Origin of the sequence: Streptomyces sp. NBC_01707, assembly GCF_041438805.1 — a bacterium.
In the GTDB taxonomy this organism is placed as follows: domain Bacteria; phylum Actinomycetota; class Actinomycetes; order Streptomycetales; family Streptomycetaceae; genus Streptomyces.
The window spans coordinates 9,209,080-9,227,744 of record NZ_CP109190.1 but is presented as its reverse complement, the minus strand read 5'-3'; the positions used below and the strand labels follow the sequence as shown (position 1 = coordinate 9,227,744).

Here is an 18,665-nt window from a genome sequence, read left to right as displayed (position 1 = left end):
CTCGCTCCATCGCCGGCACCTCCCCGCCGCCCACCACCAGGGAGCCCATGCGCGAGCCACGCACTTCCCCAGCCACCGTGACGACACCTGTCAACAGGCCCGTGCCCCTGCGCCAGGCCGTCTACGACGTCCTGATCGAGCTGATCGTGGGGGGCGTACTCCAGCCGGGCCAGCATCTGATCGAGGCCGAACTGGCCGAGGAACTCGGCGTGAGCCGCCAACCGGTGCGCGAAGCGCTCCTGCGCCTCCAGGCCGACGGATGGGTGGACCTGCGCCCCGCGCAGGGCGCATTCGTGCACAGTCCGACCGTCGAGGAGGCCACCCAGCTCCTCAGCGTCCGCGCCGTCCTGGAGACCCACTCGGCGCGAGGCGCGGCACAGTACGCGACCGGTCCGGACATCGCTCGCCTGTGGGAACTGCAGGCCGCCGGAATAGCTGCGCTCTCCGCGGACGACGCCCGCGGCATCGTCGAGGCGAACGCCGCGCTGCACGGCTTCATCACCGAGCTCGCGCGCAACCCCATCCTCGCCGAACTGATCCGGCAGGTCGACCGCCGGGTGCGCTGGTACTACATGCCCATCGCCCGGCCACGTGGCAAGGACGCGTGGAACGAGCACGCCGACATCATCGACCGCATCGCGGCCGGTGACGCCGATCGGGCAGAGGAACTGATGCACCATCACACCAGGACGACCACCGACTTCTACTGCCGGCAGCTGACCGCGGCACCCCCGGCCGGGGTGTGACCGCGGCGACTTCAACCGACCACACCACACATGAGGGACCTGACGCGGAAATGGGCCGGGGCCGGACGGAGCAGGGAGCGCACCCCACCGTCCGGCCCGACCCGTGCCACGGGCGCCGCGCCGGACGACTGCCGCCGCCGCCCAACGCTGTGTCGGCGCCCGCGCACGGTCCGCGGGGCCCGGGCGCGAAGTTGCGCCCGGGCGTTCGCTCAGTTCGCCGCGCCGGTCAGCCCGAGGCTGTCGGCGACGGCCGGCGCGGCGGGCCGCTCCTGGTCCGCGGGCCGGCCGGGCTGGCGCAGCAGCAAGGTGATCAGAGCCGACAAAAAGGCGATGCCGCCTGCCAGGTAGTAGCCGCCCGCGTAGCCCCAGGCGCTGATCACCGAAGCCGCCAGGCCACCACCGCCGACACCGCCGACCAGCTTGGCGCTGTAGACGAGGCCGTAGTTGGTGGCATTGTTGTTCTCCCCGAAGTAGTCCGGGACCAGTGCCGCGAACAGTGGGTAGAAGGCACCGCCGCCGAAGCCGTTGACGAACGCGAAAATCAGGAACAGCGGCTCGTTGTGGGCCTGCCCCGACCACAGCACGCCGAACTGCGCGACGCCCGCGATCACGAGCACCAGCGTCAGGGTCTGGCGGCGGCCCAGGGTGTCCGACAGCCACCCAACGGCGGCCCGGCCCACCCCGTTGACCACGGCGAGCACACCCGCCGACGAGGCGGCGATCAGCGGCCCGAACCCTAGGCTCTTGGCGAAGGGGACCTGGAAATTGATGCCGAAGAGCGAGACGCCGCCGATGCAGACCAGGGCGAACCACATCAGCGGCAGCTGGCCGGTCCTGATCGCCTGCATGGGAGTGAACTGGCCCTTGGCCGGCGGGTTCTTACGCAGCCTGCGCGCCACACGCTCGGCGTCCTCGCCACCGCCACGGTTGAGCGGGTCCACGTCGTGCGGCCACCAGCTCTTGGGCGGGTCGCGGAAGAAGAAGCCGCAGCTGCCGACGAGGAGGACCATGCCCAGGGCGATCAGGTCGAGGACCAACCGGTAGTTGTCGGCGTGGAACCAGTAGCTGAACACGAAGATCAACGGCAGTGTGCCGTAGGCGAATCCGCCGTTGACGAAGCCGGTCCGCGCGCCCTTGTTGTCCGGATACCACTTGCCGACCATGTTGATACAGGTCGCGTAGACGAGTCCGGAGCCGGCGCCGCCGAGCACCGAGTAGCCGAGTATCACCACGATCGGGTTCGAGACGTGGGAGATGGAGAGGAAACCGAGCCCGGACAGTACCGCCCCGAGGAGCATTCCCGTCTTGGCGGACAGCTTTCCGGTCTCCCGGAGCCTGCCCGCGGGAAAGGCGACGCCCGCCTGGAAAACCGCCCAGATACTGGCGATCCAGAAGGCCTCGGTAAGGGTCCAGCCATGGGCGTGCTCGAGGGTCGCCTCCGCCGAGCTGTAACCGTATTCGTAGACGCTGACGCCCATCATCGCGATCCACGGGAGCCAGACCATCCACGCCCGAGGCCTGCCCAGGATCGAGCGGTCGCTCTCCCCGATCCGATAGATGCGTCCATTGGCATCGGCGACCTCGCGGTACGAGGAGGAAGTCGCCTGCGGTGTTTCTGACATGTGTGCCTTCCCTTGCCTGAAAAAGAGCTTGGCGTGCGCCCCCTGGGGCCTTGCTCTTCATGCGGTGGGTGAAAGCGACTCCCCTCCACGGTGCGCGCCCGGGCTCTCGCCGGGCGCGGGTAGGGGGTACGCCGTCGGCGCGTCACGGGTCCGGGGCGGCATCCCGGAGTCCGCCGGCGTGCAGGCGGTGACCTGGTGGTTCGGCCTCGGCGCGGCGGGTTCGGGACCGCGGCGAGGTATGGCAGACAACTGACCTGCCGGTCGCGGCGCAGGGAGCCCGACCGGTGATTGCATACGGTATGGAGAATCGAAATCGTGTGTCCAGTGGGGCAGCGCGAAGCTTGACCAGTGCATTACCCAACTACCCTTTGGCACTGTGCAGTTACGGAACACAGTCGAGCGGCACGACCGGTTCCGGGCATGCCGAAGGGCCCCGCGGGGCTCCCCGCGGGGCTGCACGAGACAGCGCCCGCTGCGTCACATCGCAGCGGGCCGCTCTCTCAACTCCTGCGTCAGCGGAGCAACTTCACCGCCTCCACGACCAGCGGGAGCACGCCCGGCGCGTCGGATTCCACCAGCGCGCGCAACCTGGTGCGCATCCGCGGGTCCCAGAACCTGTCGATGTGTCCGGCCAGTTCGATGGCCGCCTGCCCGTTGGGCAGATGGGCGAGGTTCAGGGCGATGTCATTGGCCATGCGGCACTCGGACGGCTCAGTGGCGGACATGTTGTCAGTCCCCCGCCGTCAGGGCGCCCACGGGGGCCTCGGAGGCCCCGGTGGCCCCTTCGTGCCCCGGCGGCGCCAGGGCGACCTGGACGGCCGTCACCTTGTACTCCGGGCAGTTGGTCGCCCAGTCGGAGTTCTCCGTGGTCACCACGTTGGCTCCGGTGACCGGGTGGTGGAAGGTCGTGTAGACGACGCCCGTCGGCATCCGGTCCGACACCAGGGCCCGCAGCGTGGTGCGGCCTACCCGGCTGGCCAGGGTGACCTGGTCGCCGTCGGTGATCCCGCGGTCCTCCGCGTCGTGGGGGTGCAGTTCCAGTACGTCCTCGGGGTGCCAGGCGACGTTGCCCGTGCGGCGTGTCTGCGCCCCGACGTTGTACTGGCTGAGGATGCGCCCGGTGGTGAGCACCAGCGGGAAGCGGCGGGTGGAGCGCTCATTGGTCGGTACGTACGAGGTGACGACGAACCTGCCCTTGCCGCGGACGAATTCGTCGGTGTGCATGACGGGCGTCCCCTCGGGCGCGTCGGCGTTGCACGGCCACTGGACGCTGCCCAGCTTGTCGAGCAGCGCGAAGGAGACGCCCTCGAAGGTCGGGGTCACCGCGGCGATCTCGTCCATGATCTGGCTCGGGTGGTCGTACGCCATCGGATACCCCATGGCGGTGGCGATCTCGGTGACGATCTGCCACTCGTGCTTGCCCGCCTTCGGCGCCATCACCGCGCGCACCCGGTTGATGCGCCGCTCCGCGTTGGTGAAGGTGCCGTCCTTCTCCAGGAACGACGCCCCGGGCAGGAACACGTGCGCGAACTTGGCGGTCTCATTGAGGAACAGGTCCTGGACGACGACGAGTTCCATCGCCTCGAGGGCCGCGGTGACGTGCTTCAGGTTCGGGTCGGACTGCGCGATGTCCTCGCCGTGCACGAACAGGCCGCGGAAGGAGCCGTCGATGGCCGCGTCGAACATGTTGGGGATGCGAAGCCCCGGCTCGGGCAGCAGGGCGGTGCCCCACAGGTCCTCGAACACGGTGCGCACCGCGTCGTCGGAGACGTGCCGGTACCCGGGAAGTTCGTGCGGGAAGGAGCCCATGTCGCAGGATCCCTGGACGTTGTTCTGGCCGCGCAGCGGATTGACGCCCACGCCGTCGCGGCCGATGTTCCCGCACGCCATCGCCAGGTTGGCCATTCCCATGACCATGGTCGATCCCTGGCTGTGCTCGGTGACGCCCAGACCGTAGTAGATCGCACCGTTGGGTGCGCCGGCGTACAGCCGGGCGGCCGCGCGCAGTTCTTCGGCGGGGACCCCGGTGACCGGTTCGACGGCCTCGGGGCTGTTCTCCGGGCGGGCCACGAACGCGGCCCACTCCTCGTAGCCCTCGCATCGCTCGGCCACGAAGCTCCGGTCGACGAGCGCCTCGGTGACCACCACGTGCGCCATGGCGTTGACCACGGCCACGTTGGTGCTCGGTCGCAGTTGCAGATGGTGGTCGGCCTCGATGTGCGGCGAGCGTACGAGGTCGATGCGGCGCGGGTCGACCACGATGAGCCGGGCGCCCTCGCGCAGTCGGCGCTTCATCCGGGAGGCGAACACCGGGTGTCCGTCGGTGGGGTTGGCGCCGATCACCATGATGACGTCGGCCTCGGCGACCGACCGGAAGTCCTGGGTGCCCGCGGATTCACCGAAGGTCTGCTTGAGCCCGTATCCCGTGGGCGAATGGCAGACGCGCGCACAGGTGTCGACGTTGTTGTTGCCGAACGCGGCGCGGACCATCTTCTGGACGACGTACACCTCCTCGTTGGTGCACCGCGAGGAGGTGATCGCGCCGACCGCGCCGGTCCCGTACGTGTCCTGCAGCGCCCGCATCCGGCGCGCGACGGTGGCGATGGCCTCGTCCCACTCGACTTCGCGCCACGGGTCCGTGATCCTCTCGCGCACCATCGGCTTGAGGACACGGTCGGGGTGCGTGGCGTAGCCGAAGGCGAAGCGTCCCTTGACGCACGCGTGGCCCTCGTTGGCGCCGCCGTCCTTGTACGGCACCATGCGGACGAGCTCGTCGCCGCGCAGTTCGGCCTTGAAGGAGCAGCCGACGCCGCAGTACGCACAGGTGGTGAGGACCGAGCGGGTGGGCATGCCGAGGTCGACGACCGACTTCTCCTGGAGCGTGGACGTCGGGCACGCCTGAACGCAGGCTCCGCAGGAGACGCACTCGGAGTCCATGAAGGACTCCCCCGCGCCGGCCGCCACCTTTGAGTCGAAGCCACGCCCCTCGATGGTCAGGGCGAATGTGCCCTGGACCTCGCCGCAGGCACGGACGCAGCGGGAACAGGCGATGCACTTGGACGCGTCGAAGTCGAAGTAGGGGTTGCTGGTGTCCTTCTCAGCATCGAGGTGGTTCTCCCCCTCGTAGCCGTAACGCACCTGGCGCAGTCCGACGACGCCCGCCATGTCCTGCAACTCGCAGTCGCCGTTGGCGGGGCAGGTCAGACAGTCCAGCGGGTGGTCGGAGATGTAGAGCTCCATGACGCCCTGGCGCAGCTTCTCCACCTTGGGTGTCTGGGTGCGCACCTTCATACCGTCGGCGCACGGGGTGGTGCAGGAGGCGGGTGTGCCGCGCCGGCCGTCGATCTCGACCACGCACAGCCGGCAGGAGCCGAACGCCTCCAGGGAGTCGGTGGCGCACAGTTTGGGGATGTCGACGCCGGCCAGCGAGGCGGCACGCATCACCGAGGTGCCCTCCGGCACGCTCACCGGCATGCCGTCCACCTCGAGCGCCACCGTGGCCTCCCCCGGTCGCTCCGGGGTGCCGTGATCGGGTTCCTTGAGCAGGGTCATACCGTGCCCTCCGTCCTCGTGTCGGCGGGGACTTCGCCGAGGAAGTCGTCCGCGAAGTGAGCAAGGGCGCTGCGCACGGGCAGCGGGGTCAGTCCGCCCATCGCGCACAGCGAGCCCTCGGTCATCAGCTCGCACAGGTCGTCGAGCAGTGCCAGGTTCTCGTCCCTCTGCTCCCCCGCCACGATCTTGTCGATCACCTCGACGCCGCGCACCGAACCGACCCGGCACGGGGTGCACTTGCCGCAGGACTCGGCCGCGCAGAACTCCATGGCGAAGCGTGCCTGGGCGGCCATGTCCACGGTGTCGTCGAAGACCACGATGCCGCCGTGTCCGACCATCGCCCCGGCCGCGGCGAACGCCTCGTAGTCCATCGGCAGGTCGAACGAGGAGGGCGGAAGGTAGGCGCCGAGCGGCCCGCCGACCTGCGCGGTGCGCACCGGCCGGCCCGATCGCGTACCACCGCCGTACTCCTCGATGAGTTCGCGCAGCGTGATACCGAAGGCGGTCTCGACGATGCCGCCGTGGGCGATGTTGCCGCCGAGCTGGAACACCTGGGTGCCACGGGAGCGCTCCACTCCCAGCTCCTGGTACGCCTTGGCGCCCTGGGCGAGGACGACGGGGACGGTGGCAAGCGTCAGGACGTTGTTGACGACGGTCGGCTTGCCGAACAGGCCCTCGATCGCGGGGATCGGTGGCTTCGCGCGGACCATGCCGCGCTTGCCCTCCAGGCTCTCCAGCATGGAGGTCTCCTCGCCGCAGATGTACGCGCCCGCTCCGACCCGCACATGCAGATCGAAGTCGAGCGGCGTGCCGAGGACCGAGGTGCCGAGCCAACCGCGCTCGCGGGCGATGTCGATGGCGGCGCGCATCGTGGCGACCGCGTCCGGGTACTCGGAGCGGATGTAGAAGTAGCCCTCGCGGGCGCCGACGGCGTGCGCGGCGATCGTCATGCCCTCGATGAGCAGGAACGGGTCGCCCTCCATGAGCATGCGGTCGGCGAAGGTCCCGCTGTCGCCCTCGTCGGCGTTGCAGCAGATGAACTTCAGCTCGCCCGGGCAGTCAAGGACGGTCTTCCATTTGATGCCTGCGGGGAAGCCCGCCCCGCCACGACCACGCAGGCCCGAGTCGGTCACCTCGGCGACCACGTCGGCCGGCGCGAGCTTCAGCGCGGTGCGCAGCCCGGTGAGACCGCCGTGGCGCAGATAGTCGTCGGCATCGAGCGGATCGATGACGCCGACGCGCGCGAAAGTGACCCGGTTCTGCCGGGCCAGCCAGGGCAGTTCGTCCACCGGGCCGAGGCGCAGGGGGTGCTCGTCGCCGTCGGACAGCCCGGCGGCGAGCAGTGCGGGAACGTCGTCAGGGGTCACCGGACCGTAGCCGATACGCCCGCGCTCGGTTGCGACCTCGACCAGCGGTTCGAGCCAGAGCATGCCGCGCGATCCGGTGCGTACGATATCGACGGCCAGGTCAGCGCCGTCGGCAGCCTGTTGGATTGCAGCGGCCACCTCGTCGGCGCCCACGGACCGGGCGGCCGAGTCGCGGGGGACGTAGATCCGCACATGGGGCTGTGCGGGATGCTGGGTCATGACCGGGGTGCCTCGCTTCCGTCGGATGTCGCGCCGACGCCGTCGCGCCGCGTCTGGTCGGTTCCGTGCAGCAGCGCGCCGAGCCGCTCCGTGTCCACCCGGCCGTACAGACGTCCGTCGACCTCGACGGCGGGGCCGAGGGCGCAGTTGCCGAGGCAGAAGACCTGCTCGACGGTGACCGAACCGTCCTCGGCGGTTCGGCCCAGAGTGAGCCCCATCTGCCGTACGTACTCCACGAGATGTCCCGCGCCCTGGGCCTGGCAGGCCTCGGCGCGGCAGACGCGGACCGTACGGTGACCCGCGGGCTCGGCGCGGAAGTCGTGGTAGAAGCTCACCACCCCGTGCACGTCGGCCCGCGAGAGGTTGAGCTCGTCGGCGAGCACCGGTACGGCCTCCTTGGGCACATGTCCCAGTTCGGCCTGCACGGCGTGGAGGATCGGCAACAGAGCTCCACGCTGCTCGCGATGGGCGGCGGCGATCTTCCTCACCACCTGCTCCACCGTCGGATCACTGGTCCGGATGTTCATGGTCGTGCGGCCTTTCGTCAGGGCCGTGGAAGGGGTACGGGCACGGGCACCTGGGGGTCCGGTCCGAGCACCACGGTTCGCGTTCACAGGGGCACCTCGACCTCCCCTCGCACGCTCGGCGCAAGGGGCGAAACAGTCCTAGCGAAGCACGCAACCCTGATGCATACAAGCTTTTTGCATACAGAATCCCGCATGGAGTCATCTTTGCCGATCTTCCCCGACGGCCGGTCAACTCCACTGTTGACGCTCTGCGTTGATCCGGAGCGCGACCGGCCTCCGCCCCTGCGGGACATCACGCAAGGTCGTCGCTGGACATCACACTGCATACGAAAACCTGTATCCTGAACCGACCGCCGCGCGGTCCGCCCGGGGGTAACGGCCGGCACAGCCACCGACTCGGTGAGCTCGGGGGCGGAACAGGAGAACCATGCGCCAAGGCCTGACTGCCGGCTCCGCCCGGCGCGTCGCCCGCCCGACACCGCTGCGCCAGGCGGTGTCCGATGCCCTGGCAGAGCTGATCATCAACGGCACCCTGAAATCGGGCCAGCACCTGGTCGAATCAGATCTCGCCGAGCAGTTGGGAGTCAGCAGGCAGCCCGTGCGCGAGGCGCTCCAGCGCCTGCACACGGACGGCTGGGTCGACCTCAGGCCCGCCCAGGGGGCGTTCGTGCACACCCCCACGCAGGATGAGGCGACCCAACTCCTCGACGTCCGTACGGTATTGGAGACCTACTCCGCACAACTGGCGGCGCAGCACGCCAAGCCCGAGCACATCGAGCGCCTGTGGCAGCTCCAGCAGGAGGGCCTGGACGCACTGGCGGAGAGTACGACCGACCGCCTGGTCGCCGCGAACACGGCCCTGCACACCTACATCACATCCGTGGGCGGCAACGACGTGCTCACCGAGCTGATCGCACAGGTGGGGCGCAAGGTCCGCTGGTACTACACCCCGATCGCCAACTCCCGCTCCAAGGGCTCCTGGAACGAGCACGCCCGCCTCATCGAGGCCATCGCGAAGGGCGACCCGGAGCGGGCCGGCGAGATCATGCGGAAGCACACCGAGCGCACCCGCACCTACCGCAAAGCCATCGCGGCGGAGGCCGCGAACGCCTGACCGTCGCCGGTGTGCGTGGCCCCTGAAGCGGATCGCGCCAGCGCGCCGAGCGAGGGGTGCACCGCGTCGGACCCGACGACACCGCACAGCTCGAGCAGCCACGGCAGTACGGCGCCCAGCAGAATCTTGAAACCTTCGCCGTCCGAGCCCAGCATCGCCTCGGCCGGGACGCGCACCGGATCGGCGACCACCGTGGACGTGGCGCTGGCAAGCGGCGCCCCGGTGGGGTGCGCCGGAACGAACAGGCCGGGAGCGTGAGCCGGCACCCCCCAGAGCGTCAGGCCACCGTCCGAGCCGAGAGATGGCGACGACCAGACATAGCTGTCCGCCTCACCCGCGGCAACCACATCACGCTTGCGGGCCCGCAGCGCCACCACACCTCCGGTACGCCGCGCGGTCGGGCGCACCTCTCCCCCGGCGCCGTCCTCCACCACCGCCAGGGTGCACAGGTGGCGGCCGGCCGCCACCTCACCCCTCAGCCACCGGCCGCCGCACGTCTCGACCACCGCGGCCGCCGCATAGTGGGACTGGAGCACCGCGGCCGTGGCCGGACACACGGGCATGACCCGGGCGACCACCTCGGCGGCTCGTGCCAAGTCGGTGCCGCCACCGGCGGGTTCTGCCGAGCAGGTCAGCCCGAGGAGCCCGGCCCGGCCGAGGGCCATGACCGCCGCGCGCGGGAACTTCTTTTCCTGACACGCCAGTTCGCCGGCCGGAGCGATGATGTGGTCCAGGACGTCATGCAATGCGCTGGGATACGACACGGGGCGCCCCCTCAGGTGCGATGTCCGATCCGCCCCGGGCGGGCGGTCCCGATGGCCTCGGCCGCGGATCCCGGATCGGCGAGGCACTTGGATTGCATACAGTATTCGATTGTCGCCCGCAGCGCTATGTGTTCGGACGGACACGGCCACCCGACTCGCTTTCCAAGGGCGCGAAGTCGCAGATGCGGGCGCGCTCAGTCGAGGTCCGAGATCTCCCTCAGCAGCCCCGACGCCACATCGAAGACGAAACCCCGCACGTCGTCGGTGTGCGCCAGGAACGGCGACGTACGCACCCGCCGCATCGACTGCCGCACGTCCTGGTCGACGTCCCGGAACGACTCCACGGCCCAGGCCGGCCGCTGCCCGACCTCCCGCTCCAGCTCGTACCGGAACTCCTCGGTCAGCGTCTGCAGGCCGCACCCCGTGTGGTGGATGAGCACGACGCTCCGGGTCTTCAGGGCCCGCTGGCTGATGGTGAGGGAGCGGATGGTGTCGTCGGTGACCACTCCACCGGCATTGCGGATGGTGTGGCAGTCGCCCAGCTCGAGGCCCAGCGCGGCATGCAGGTCGATTCGGGCATCCATGCACGCCACGACCGCCACTCCTAGGACGGGACGGGCATCCATGCCGGGGTCGCGAAACGCGTCGGCGTAGGCGCGGTTGGCCCGCACCAGGGAGTCGATGACCGATTCCTGGCCAGGGGAACCGTTGGACGGGCGGGCACCGGAAGGTGTCGATGTCAACATGCTCGGTCGCCTCTCAGGGTCGATGCTCGGGAAGAACGGAGCCGGGCAGAACGCTGTCGCCCCGGCGAACCGGGGCGACAGAAGGGAGATCAGAAGTGGTCGTCAGGAGCGTGGGCACCCAGCGCGGGTGCTCCGCGCGGGGACACCCCGGCTCGGCCCCGCGCGCGGCGGGGCCGAACCCTCATCCCCTGCTCAGAGCGCCTCCCTCGCGACCGCGTCCGTGGCCGTGCTGACGCCATCTCGCTCGGACCGGCCGGGTGCCCGTAGGAACACCGCCAGGACCGCGGAGGCGAGTCCGATGCTGCCTGCCAGGGCGAAGGCACCGCCGTAGCCCCAGGCGCCGACCACGACCGCGCCGACACCGGAACCGACCAGGCCGGAGATCAGCTTGGAGCTGTAGACCATTCCGTAGTTGGAGGCGTTGTTGTTCTCACCGAAGTAGTCCGCGGTCATCGCCGCGAACAGCGGGAAGATGGCGCCGCCACCGAACCCGGAGACCATCGAGCAGAACAGGAAGAACGGCATCGAGCCGATGTCGCCGGAGAAGAACACCCCGAACTGTGCGGAACCCAGGACCAGACAGACGATGATCAGCGTGTTGCGGCGTCCGTACCGGTCGGAGATCCAGCCGATGACCCCCGGCCGGTACCGTTCACGATCGCCTTGAGCGACATGGCCGTGGCCACGATGCCGCCGGCGAACCCCATCTCCTTGCCGAACGGCACCTGCATGGCGATACCGAAGATGTTGATGCCCGCCGTGCACAGCAGGCAGAACCACATCATCCACAGCACCGGGGTCCGGGCCGCCTCGCGCGGGGTGTACTGCTTGACCGCCGGCGGGTTCTTGGCCAGCGAACGCACGATCCTCGGGTCGTCCGAGACCTTCAGCGGGTCGACGTGGTGGGGCCACCAGTTCTTCGGCGGGTCCTTGAAGAACCAGCCCGCGACCGCGACGACCGCACAGCAGACGACCCCGACCGAGACCAGTACACCCTGGTAGTTGGACAGATCCATGTACGAGGTGAAGAGGAACACGAACGGCACCGAGCCATAGGCGAAACCGCCGTTGACCATGCCGGTCTTGCCGCCCTTGCGCTCCGGGTACCACTTGCCGACCATGTTCACACAGGTCGCGTAGACGAGTCCGGCGCCGATACCGCTGAACATGCCGAAGCCGAAGTAGGCGACGATGACATGAGGCGCGTACGCCAGCGAGAGATAGCCGAGCAGGGTGCCCAGCGCTCCGAGCATCATCGCTCTCTTGGCCGGCAGCCTCCCGCTCTCACGGAGCTGCCCGGCCGGGAAGGCGACGGCCGCCTGGAAGAAGATCCAGACCCCCATCAGCCAGAAGATATGGCCGCTGGCCCACAAGTGCGCGTCATGCAGCGTCTCCTCGGCGGACGTGAACGCGTACTCCGACGAGCTGATACCCATCATGCCGAGCCACGGGAACAGCACCATGGTCCAGCGCGGCCTCCGCATGATGTCCCGGTCGGTCTCACCGAGCCGGTACACACGGCCGTTGCCGTCCGTCACCCCCCTGAAGGGGATGTGTGACTGTATGTCAGTTGTCGTCATGCCATTTTCCCTACGTCGCAGAACCCTGGTCAGCGCCCCCTGCCTGGTTCTCATGTGCCGTCAGGACCGGTCCGCCCGCGAGCCGCCCCACAGCCGGCCGGGTTCCCTGCACCCTGGACCGGCCCGGAGCGCGCGTGCGCTCACGAGTCCTGACTTCGCGTCACCACATGTGCGACCCCCTCCACGACGACGAAACAGTGATCCACTCCACACGCGGAGATTTTGCATACGGTATGGAGTAGACCGTATTCTGTAGAGGGGTGGCCGCCCTGTCTAGGGGCCGCACTGCGTCTTTCTCGCCCGGATGTCACGCGGAGGTCCGCGTACACCGCGTCGGACCGCAGCGGGCTCCCATCGGATCACAATCTCCCCTGAGTGGCCGGGCGTTGCTCAGGTCGGCGTCGCCGCCCGGTGACACCGGCGCACGGGCTCCGAGCCGTACGCGGCCGTCGACCCGTGCGGCTTCGGACGGCCGACGATCCGGAACCCGCGAGCCCGGCGTTCCACCGCCGTCGTGCACACGTCCGGAGGACGGCCCCTATGGCGCTGCGACCGCTGTGCGTGTCGCCGTGGACGTGCACGGCGCGGACCCCGCCCCTGGGCCTGCCGATGTCACATCGCCTTGCAACCCGAAGAAGTTGAGGACCTCGCGGCTGGGGGCAGCGCATGCGCGGCGATGGCGCGACGGGGCGTCGACGGCGCTCACGGCGACGCTCATGACTTTGTGTTGCCGTTCCACCGTGCCGTCGTGAAGTGGGATGACGCCGGGTGGGCGGGCCGGACGGTGCCAGGGGGCGCCTGAGAACACACCGTCCGGCCTCGCACCCGCGCCGCGGCGGCGGACGAGGTCCGCCGCCGCGGGCACGATGAGGGCCGACGCCTCAGTCCGAGGTCGTACGGGCGGTACGGGCGGCGCAGTGCGCATACCCGTGGATCCGAGACACGACTCGGTCCACAGAGTGCGACCGGCGCCGAGCGGTGCGGCCATCACGGCGGCCGTGGCGACAGCACGTACGCAGGAAAACGCCGTCGGCCGGTCCGAGCGGCATCAGATCACCCCGCCGGTCCGCAGCAGGGCCAACTCCTCTTCACTGACACCGAGTTCCCCGACGAAGACCTCTTCGTTGTGCTCGCCGAGCAGCGGCGAGCTGGTGATGTCGACGGGGGAATCGGAGAGCTTGAGCGGGGATCCGACGGTGGTGAACGAGCCGCGCTCCGGGTGCTCCACCCGGACGACCATCTCGTTGGCGGCCAGCGACTCGTCCGCGATGATCTCCTGGGTGGAGAGGATCGGGCCGCATGGGATGTTGTGGGCGTTGAGCTTCTGCAGGACGTCCCACTTGGGGAGCGTCGAGGTCCACTCCTCTATCAGCTGGAACATCTTGCCGAGTTTCGGGAGTCGCACCTCCGGGGTCGCCCACTCGGGGTCATCGGCCAGCTCGGGCCGCCCGATCAACTCGCTCAGCGGCTTCCAGCCGACCGGTTGCACGATCACGTACACGTAGTCGTTGGGCCCGCCGGGCGCGCACCTCACGGCCCATCCGGGCTGCCCGCCGCCGCTCGCGTTGCCACTGCGCGGCACCTCGTCGCCGAAGTCCTCGTTCGGATACTCGACCAACGGACCGTGTGCCAGGCGCTGTTGGTCGCGCAGTTTCACCCGGCACAGATTGAGCACGGCGTGCTGCATGGCCACGTTCACGCGCTGCCCACGTCCGGTGTTCTCCCGCTGGAACAGGGCAGCCAGAATGCCGGCGACGGCGTGGACGCCGGTCCCCGAGTCGCCGATCTGCGCGCCGGTCGCGAGCGGCGGACCGTCCTCGAACCCGGTGGTGGACATCGAACCGCCCATGGCCTGGGCCACGACCTCGTACGCCTTGAAATTGGTGTACGGACCCTCACCGAAGCCCTTGATGGACGCGTAGACGATCTTCGGATTGATCTCCTGGATCCGCTCCCAGGTGAACCCCATCCGGTCGACGGCGCCGGGCCCGAAGTTCTCCACCATCACATCCGAGCGGCGGATCAGCTCGGTCAGCAGCTCCTTGCCGCGCTCGCTCTTGGTGTTGAGAGTGATGCTCCGCTTGTTGCAGTTGAGCATCGTGAAGTACAGGGAGTCGACGTCCGGGAGGTCGCGCAGCTGCTTGCGCGTGATGTCGCCGCTCGGCGCCTCGAGCTTCACCACGTCGGCGCCGAGCCAGGCGAGCAGCTGGGTGGCCGAAGGCCCGGATTGCACGTGCGTCATGTCCAGAACTCGGATGCCTTCCAGTGCCTTTGCCATGCCGTCCTCACCTCGCTGATGTGTCGTGTCGTCGGGTTCGGGCTGGAGAGGAACACGGTCGTGCGGGACCCGGCGCCACGCGCACACCCTGCGCGACGACCGCAGTCATCACCCTGTCCGACCCCACACTGTAGATTGCATACCGTATGGAGTCGCCATCATCGTGGCCGCAGCGGGCGTCGTTGTCCAGAGGCCGTACGTGATTCCGCACGGAACCGTCGAACCGCACCGAAGTCGCCCGGTGACCCAGGACTGTTGGCGGCACGCACGCAAAGGTTCGGCGGCACGCACACCGCGACGGGCGCCCACGGTCAGCCGACGGCGAGGACCCGACCGATCGGCGAATTGGTCCTCTCCGCCAGCCGGTAATTGGTCCATGCCGCCGAGATGTCCAGCACGTACGGTCGGGATCATGACGACAGCAGCGCCCACCACGATGAAGATCTGTGTATTCCTCTCCGCCGCAGACCTCGACGAGCACTACACCCGGCCGGCCCGCGAACTGGCGGAGCTGCTCGGCAAGGGCGGTCACACCTTGGTGTGGGGTGGGTCGGACACCGGGCTGATGAAGGTCGTCGCCGATGGGGTGCGGGAGAGCGGAGGGCGGCTCGTAGGGGTCTCGGTCACCTTTCTTCAGAAGTGGGCCAGGCGAGACGCCGACGAGATGGTGTTCGCCGATGATCTCGCCGAACGGAAGGCCCTGCTGCTCGCCCGCGCGGACGCGGTGGTCGTGATGGCGGGTGGCCTGGGCACGCTGGACGAGGTGACCGAGATCCTGGAGCTGAAGAAGCACGGCCTGCACGACAAGCCGGTGGTGCTGCTGAACACGGCAGGCTTCTACGACGGTCTCTCACTCCAACTCCGCCGTATGGAAGAGGAAGGATTCTTGCCGGTGCCCCTGAACAAGTTGCTCTTCCCCGCCTGCACGGCTGCCGACGCCTTCGCCCACCTGGAGCGATCCGTCGGATCGCGGTGAGTCGACCACGGCGGTGATTCCCACTCCCCTGATGCACAAGGGCCGGTTCCGGTAGCGGCGCAGCGGTGGCCCTGCCCACGCATCAACCCTGCGCCCGGGGCATCACCCTGCACAATGTGTCCAGCGCACCCGTCCACGCACTGTCCGAGGGCGCCGCGTAGTTCACCACGAGTGCGTCCTGTTCGGGCAGCCGCCGGCCGGACTCGGGCACTTCGTAGCGGAACTCGGCGAGCCCGCTGACGGCGAGGCCCTGCCGCGCTGCCGCCTGAGTGACCGACTGCTCCGTCCCGTTCGGGAGTTCGAGGACCGCTTGCAGCCCGGCAGCCATGCCGGTCACGCGGACGTGAGGGGCTCTCCGGGCCAGAGCCGTGACCAGTTGTTCGCGACGGCGCCGGTAGTGCAGCCGCATCGAGCGCACATGACGGTCGTACGCGCCCGACGTCAGGAACTCCGCGAGCGTCAGCTGCTCCAACGCACTCGACATGTAGTCGCCGTACCCCTTGGCCGCAACGATGTCCGGGACGAGTTCCTGCGGCAGGACCATCCAGCCGAGCCGAACCCCGGGCGCCAGTGACTTGCTGGCCGAGCCGAAGTACACCACCCGGTCGGGGTCGAGTCCCTGCAGGGCGCCCACCGGCTGACGGTCGTATCTGAACTCCCCGTCGTAATCGTCCTCAAGGATCAGCCCACCGGTGCGCCGCGCCCATTCGACAGCCGCCGTGCGACGGTCCGGGCGCAGCGCGACCCCCGTCGGGTACTGGTGGGCGGGTGTCATCAGTACTGCGCCGATGCCGTCCAATCGCGCCAAGTCGTCGGTGCGCGCGCCGTATTCGTCGACGTGGACGGGCGTGGTACGCAGACCGGCGCCGGTCAGCAGGTCGCGATAGAGGTCGAGTCCGTACGCTTCGACGGCCACCGCCCGGACCTGTCGTGCGCCGAGCGCCCGTGCCATCAACGCGAGCCCGTGGTGGAAGCCGGAGCAGATCACGATCCGTTCCGGCTCGGCGTACACCCCGCGGGCACGCGCCAGATAGTCCGCGAGGGCGGTGCGCAGTCGGATCTGGCCGAGGGCGTCGCCGTAGCCGAGGGCGTCGTGCGGTGCCGAGGTCAGGGCGCGGCGGGCAGCGGTGAGCCACTGCGTGCGGGGGAAGTTCGCAAGGTCCGGTGAACCTGGCTGCAGGCCGTACATGGGGCGTTTCCGGGCCGGCTGCGCGCGGGAGGCGGCGGGTCTCGCCCGGCGCGGTTCGGCCCGCTTGGCCACCCGGGTCCCCGATCCCTGTTGGGCGGTGAGCCAGCCCTCCGCGACGAGTTCGGCGTAGGAGTCGGTCACGGTGTTGCGGGAGACACCGAGATCGGCGGCGAGCGAGCGGGATGGTGGCAGCCGGGTGCCGGGAGCCAACCGCCCCGTACGCACGGCGTCCCGGAGGGCGTTCGTCAGCCCGGCGCGCAGCCCGGGTCCGCGCAGTTCCAGATGGAGGTCGGTGCCGGGTTCGGAGGGCGGACCGGTCTCTGAATTGGTCTGTGAATCTGTCACAGAAATGGACCCTACTTCAGTGCCACTGGATGCGTAGCGTTGCAGCCATGAACACGAACGAAGCACACGAGAGCCCGGAACGTCTTCCCGAACACGCACCCCGACTGGACTGGACGAAACTCGCCCCGGAGGCGTTCAAGGCCATGATTCGCCTCGACACGGCGGCGAAGCAGGGAATCGATCCCGTCCTGCTGAACCTGGTCAAGATCCGCGCCTCTCAGATCAATCACTGCGCCTTCTGCCTGGACATGCACAGCAAGGATGCGCTTGCGGCAGGCGAGTCCGCGGAGCGGATCTTCCAGCTCGACGCCTGGCGGGAGTCGAGGCACTTCTACACCGCCAAGGAGGTCGCGGCGATCGAGCTGACCGAGGCGGTCACCGTGCTCACGGACGGGTTCGTGCCGGACGAGGTGTACGCGCGGGCCGCGGCGGAGTTCAGCGGGAGCGAGCTGGCCCGCCTCATCGTCGCGATCACCACGATCAACGCATGGAACCGCTTCGGCGTCTCCACCCGCCTCGTCCCCGGCCACTACACCCCCGCCGGCTGACAGGTCGGAGCGGGTCCGGGACGACCGGGCCCGCTGTTCGGCACCGCCCCGGCTCCGCTCCTGCTTCGGGCAGGCCCACACCAGGAGATTTTGGTGAGTACCGTCACTTCTCTGTCACCTCCTCCGCGCCTGGCGCGTGCCGCCGACGAGTTCGCACTCACCACCGTCCTGCTGTTCCTGGCGGTGACGGTCGTCAGGTGGCTGCGCGACCCGGACTCCGCGCTCTACGTGGGCGACCTCGACGCCGCGCTCGCCGTCATCGGCATCCTCAGCGGGGCCATCCTCACCGGGCTGATTTTCAGCCCGCCCGGCCGACGCAGTGGGGGCCACCTGAATCCCGCCGTGACGGTCTCCCTGTGGCTCATGGGCGCCTTCCCCGGGCGCAACGTCGTGCCCTACGCACTGGCCCAACTCGCCGGGTCCGCGGCGGGGACGGGTCTTGGCCGCTTGGTGTGGGGGCCCGCGGCCTCGCTTCCGTCGGTGGACTACGCGGCGATCGTGCCCGCACCCACATGGCAGCCCACGTCCGTCTTCGTAGCCGAGGCGGGCAGCATGACGATCATCATCGTCGCTGTCGGATTCACCATGACCCATGCCCGTCACGCACGCCTGGTGCCGTACGTCATCGGGCTGTCCGTCGCCCTGGTGATCGCTGTCCTGGGCCCCCGCAGCGGCGGCTCGATCAACCCCGCCCGCCAGTTCGGCCCTGCCGCACTCGCCGGGCAGAGCACTGATCTCTGGATCTACCTGGTCGCGCCGGTCCTGGGAGCGGTCCTGGGGGCCTGGCTGTACCGCTTGCTCAGCCGGCGCCGGCCGCTGACACGCAGAGTTCGGGGAGTCGCTCCCGGGCACGCTGTCGCTGCCGAGCCGCCTGCCGATCGGACTCGTGGTAAGCGCGATACAACTGCCCTGCATCCGGGTGAACGACATCCGGACCTTCAAGTACGGCATCACCCGTCCACCGCAGCTGGGCGACAAGCTGACGGAGGCGGTACCCGAGGCGGAGGCCGAAACCCGGGCTGATCAACGACTTCATGATTCCTCATAAAGCTCTTGCCCCTCTGCGCCGCCTCCCCTGTGAGAGGGATTCCC

The 18,665-nt window shown here is 69.1% G+C and carries 14 protein-coding genes and 1 pseudogene; 5 read left to right on the top strand and 10 right to left on the bottom strand.

Annotation, left to right across the window (positions count from 1 at the left end):
• Positions 1-47 precede the first annotated feature (47 nt).
• Positions 48-746: a GntR family transcriptional regulator gene (locus tag OG963_RS41225; protein WP_319740401.1), complete on the top strand. Its 699-nt coding sequence runs from the start codon at positions 48-50 to the stop codon at positions 744-746.
• A gap of 209 nt (positions 747-955) precedes the next feature.
• Here OG963_RS41225 and OG963_RS41220 read toward each other — a convergent pair whose 3' ends face one another.
• From OG963_RS41220 to OG963_RS41200, 5 genes are all read right to left on the bottom strand, one after another.
• Positions 956-2,368 (bottom strand): OFA family MFS transporter, encoded by a 1,413-nt coding sequence (locus OG963_RS41220; RefSeq protein WP_362277506.1) that lies wholly within the window; start codon positions 2,366-2,368, stop codon positions 956-958.
• A gap of 512 nt (positions 2,369-2,880) precedes the next feature.
• Positions 2,881-3,093, bottom strand: coding sequence for a formate dehydrogenase subunit delta (locus tag OG963_RS41215; protein WP_319740399.1), 213 nt, complete (start codon positions 3,091-3,093; stop codon positions 2,881-2,883).
• Positions 3,094-3,097: 4 nt separating this feature from the next.
• Positions 3,098-5,920, bottom strand: a complete 2,823-nt coding sequence (fdhF, locus tag OG963_RS41210) for a formate dehydrogenase subunit alpha (RefSeq protein ID WP_319740398.1) — start codon at positions 5,918-5,920, stop codon at positions 3,098-3,100.
• Entirely contained in the window at positions 5,917-7,506 is a 1,590-nt protein-coding gene (locus OG963_RS41205; protein ID WP_319740397.1) for an NADH-quinone oxidoreductase subunit NuoF, read from the bottom strand. Before OG963_RS41205 ends, fdhF begins: the two co-directional genes overlap by 4 nt.
• Positions 7,503-8,033 (bottom strand): formate dehydrogenase subunit gamma, encoded by a 531-nt coding sequence (locus tag OG963_RS41200; protein ID WP_319740396.1) that lies wholly within the window; start codon positions 8,031-8,033, stop codon positions 7,503-7,505. The genes OG963_RS41205 and OG963_RS41200 overlap by 4 nt, the downstream gene beginning before the upstream one ends.
• Before the next feature lie 427 nt (positions 8,034-8,460).
• Here OG963_RS41200 and OG963_RS41195 point away from each other — a divergent pair, with 427 nt between their 5' ends.
• Positions 8,461-9,147, top strand: coding sequence for a GntR family transcriptional regulator (locus OG963_RS41195; protein ID WP_371800088.1), 687 nt, complete (start codon positions 8,461-8,463; stop codon positions 9,145-9,147).
• On the opposite strand, the gene OG963_RS41190 is transcribed toward OG963_RS41195, so the two are convergent.
• From OG963_RS41190 to frc, 4 genes and pseudogenes are all read right to left on the bottom strand, one after another.
• On the bottom strand, positions 9,108-9,911 hold the full coding sequence (locus OG963_RS41190; protein WP_371800087.1) for an acyl-CoA dehydrogenase family protein: 804 nt from the start codon (positions 9,909-9,911) through the stop codon (positions 9,108-9,110). The two genes, OG963_RS41195 and OG963_RS41190, sit on opposite strands and share 40 nt — an antisense overlap.
• A 194-nt stretch (positions 9,912-10,105) precedes the next feature.
• Positions 10,106-10,657 (bottom strand): carbonic anhydrase, encoded by a 552-nt coding sequence (locus tag OG963_RS41185; RefSeq protein WP_319330839.1) that lies wholly within the window; start codon positions 10,655-10,657, stop codon positions 10,106-10,108.
• A 192-nt stretch (positions 10,658-10,849) separates the two neighbouring features.
• A pseudogene (locus tag OG963_RS41180) lies at positions 10,850-12,237 on the bottom strand (OFA family MFS transporter).
• Between the two features lie 1,048 nt (positions 12,238-13,285).
• Positions 13,286-14,515 carry a formyl-CoA transferase gene (frc, locus tag OG963_RS41175; RefSeq protein WP_371800086.1) on the bottom strand — a complete coding sequence of 410 codons (1,230 nt, stop codon included), beginning with the start codon at positions 14,513-14,515 and terminating at the stop codon, positions 13,286-13,288.
• Positions 14,516-14,951: 436 nt separating this feature from the next.
• Between frc and OG963_RS41170 the strand changes: the two genes are divergently transcribed.
• On the top strand, positions 14,952-15,491 hold the full coding sequence (locus tag OG963_RS41170) for a TIGR00730 family Rossman fold protein (RefSeq protein ID WP_319740356.1): 540 nt from the start codon (positions 14,952-14,954) through the stop codon (positions 15,489-15,491).
• Between the two features lie 82 nt (positions 15,492-15,573).
• Here the strand turns inward: OG963_RS41170 and OG963_RS41165 are convergent, their stop codons facing one another.
• Positions 15,574-17,025: a PLP-dependent aminotransferase family protein gene (locus tag OG963_RS41165; RefSeq protein WP_319740349.1), complete on the bottom strand. Its 1,452-nt coding sequence runs from the start codon at positions 17,023-17,025 to the stop codon at positions 15,574-15,576.
• A gap of 47 nt (positions 17,026-17,072) precedes the next feature.
• On the opposite strand from OG963_RS41165, the gene OG963_RS41160 reads away from it, so the two are divergent.
• Together OG963_RS41160 and OG963_RS41155 are read left to right on the top strand one after the other, a co-directional pair.
• Positions 17,073-17,573, top strand: a complete 501-nt coding sequence (locus OG963_RS41160) for a carboxymuconolactone decarboxylase family protein (RefSeq protein ID WP_319740348.1) — start codon at positions 17,073-17,075, stop codon at positions 17,571-17,573.
• Positions 17,574-17,666: 93 nt separating this feature from the next.
• Positions 17,667-18,596, top strand: a complete 930-nt coding sequence (locus tag OG963_RS41155) for an MIP/aquaporin family protein (RefSeq protein WP_371800085.1) — start codon at positions 17,667-17,669, stop codon at positions 18,594-18,596.
• The last annotated feature ends 69 nt before the right edge of the window (positions 18,597-18,665 follow it).

Bases quoted from the DNA above. Each gene is read 5' to 3' on its own strand.
- OG963_RS41185 (WP_319330839.1), bottom strand. From the start codon at position 10,657: ATGTTGACATCGACACCTTCCGGTGCCCGCCCGTCCAACGGTTCCCCT.
- OG963_RS41225 (WP_319740401.1), top strand. From the start codon at position 48: ATGCGCGAGCCACGCACTTCCCCAGCCACCGTGACGACACCTGTCAAC.
- OG963_RS41170 (WP_319740356.1), top strand. From the start codon at position 14,952: ATGAAGATCTGTGTATTCCTCTCCGCCGCAGACCTCGACGAGCACTAC.
- frc (WP_371800086.1), bottom strand. From the start codon at position 14,515: ATGGCAAAGGCACTGGAAGGCATCCGAGTTCTGGACATGACGCACGTG.
- OG963_RS41195 (WP_371800088.1), top strand. From the start codon at position 8,461: ATGCGCCAAGGCCTGACTGCCGGCTCCGCCCGGCGCGTCGCCCGCCCG.
- fdhF (WP_319740398.1), bottom strand. From the start codon at position 5,920: ATGACCCTGCTCAAGGAACCCGATCACGGCACCCCGGAGCGACCGGGG.
- OG963_RS41200 (WP_319740396.1), bottom strand. From the start codon at position 8,033: ATGAACATCCGGACCAGTGATCCGACGGTGGAGCAGGTGGTGAGGAAG.
- OG963_RS41160 (WP_319740348.1), top strand. From the start codon at position 17,073: ATGAACACGAACGAAGCACACGAGAGCCCGGAACGTCTTCCCGAACAC.
- OG963_RS41220 (WP_362277506.1), bottom strand. From the start codon at position 2,368: ATGTCAGAAACACCGCAGGCGACTTCCTCCTCGTACCGCGAGGTCGCC.
- OG963_RS41215 (WP_319740399.1), bottom strand. From the start codon at position 3,093: ATGTCCGCCACTGAGCCGTCCGAGTGCCGCATGGCCAATGACATCGCC.
- OG963_RS41205 (WP_319740397.1), bottom strand. From the start codon at position 7,506: ATGACCCAGCATCCCGCACAGCCCCATGTGCGGATCTACGTCCCCCGC.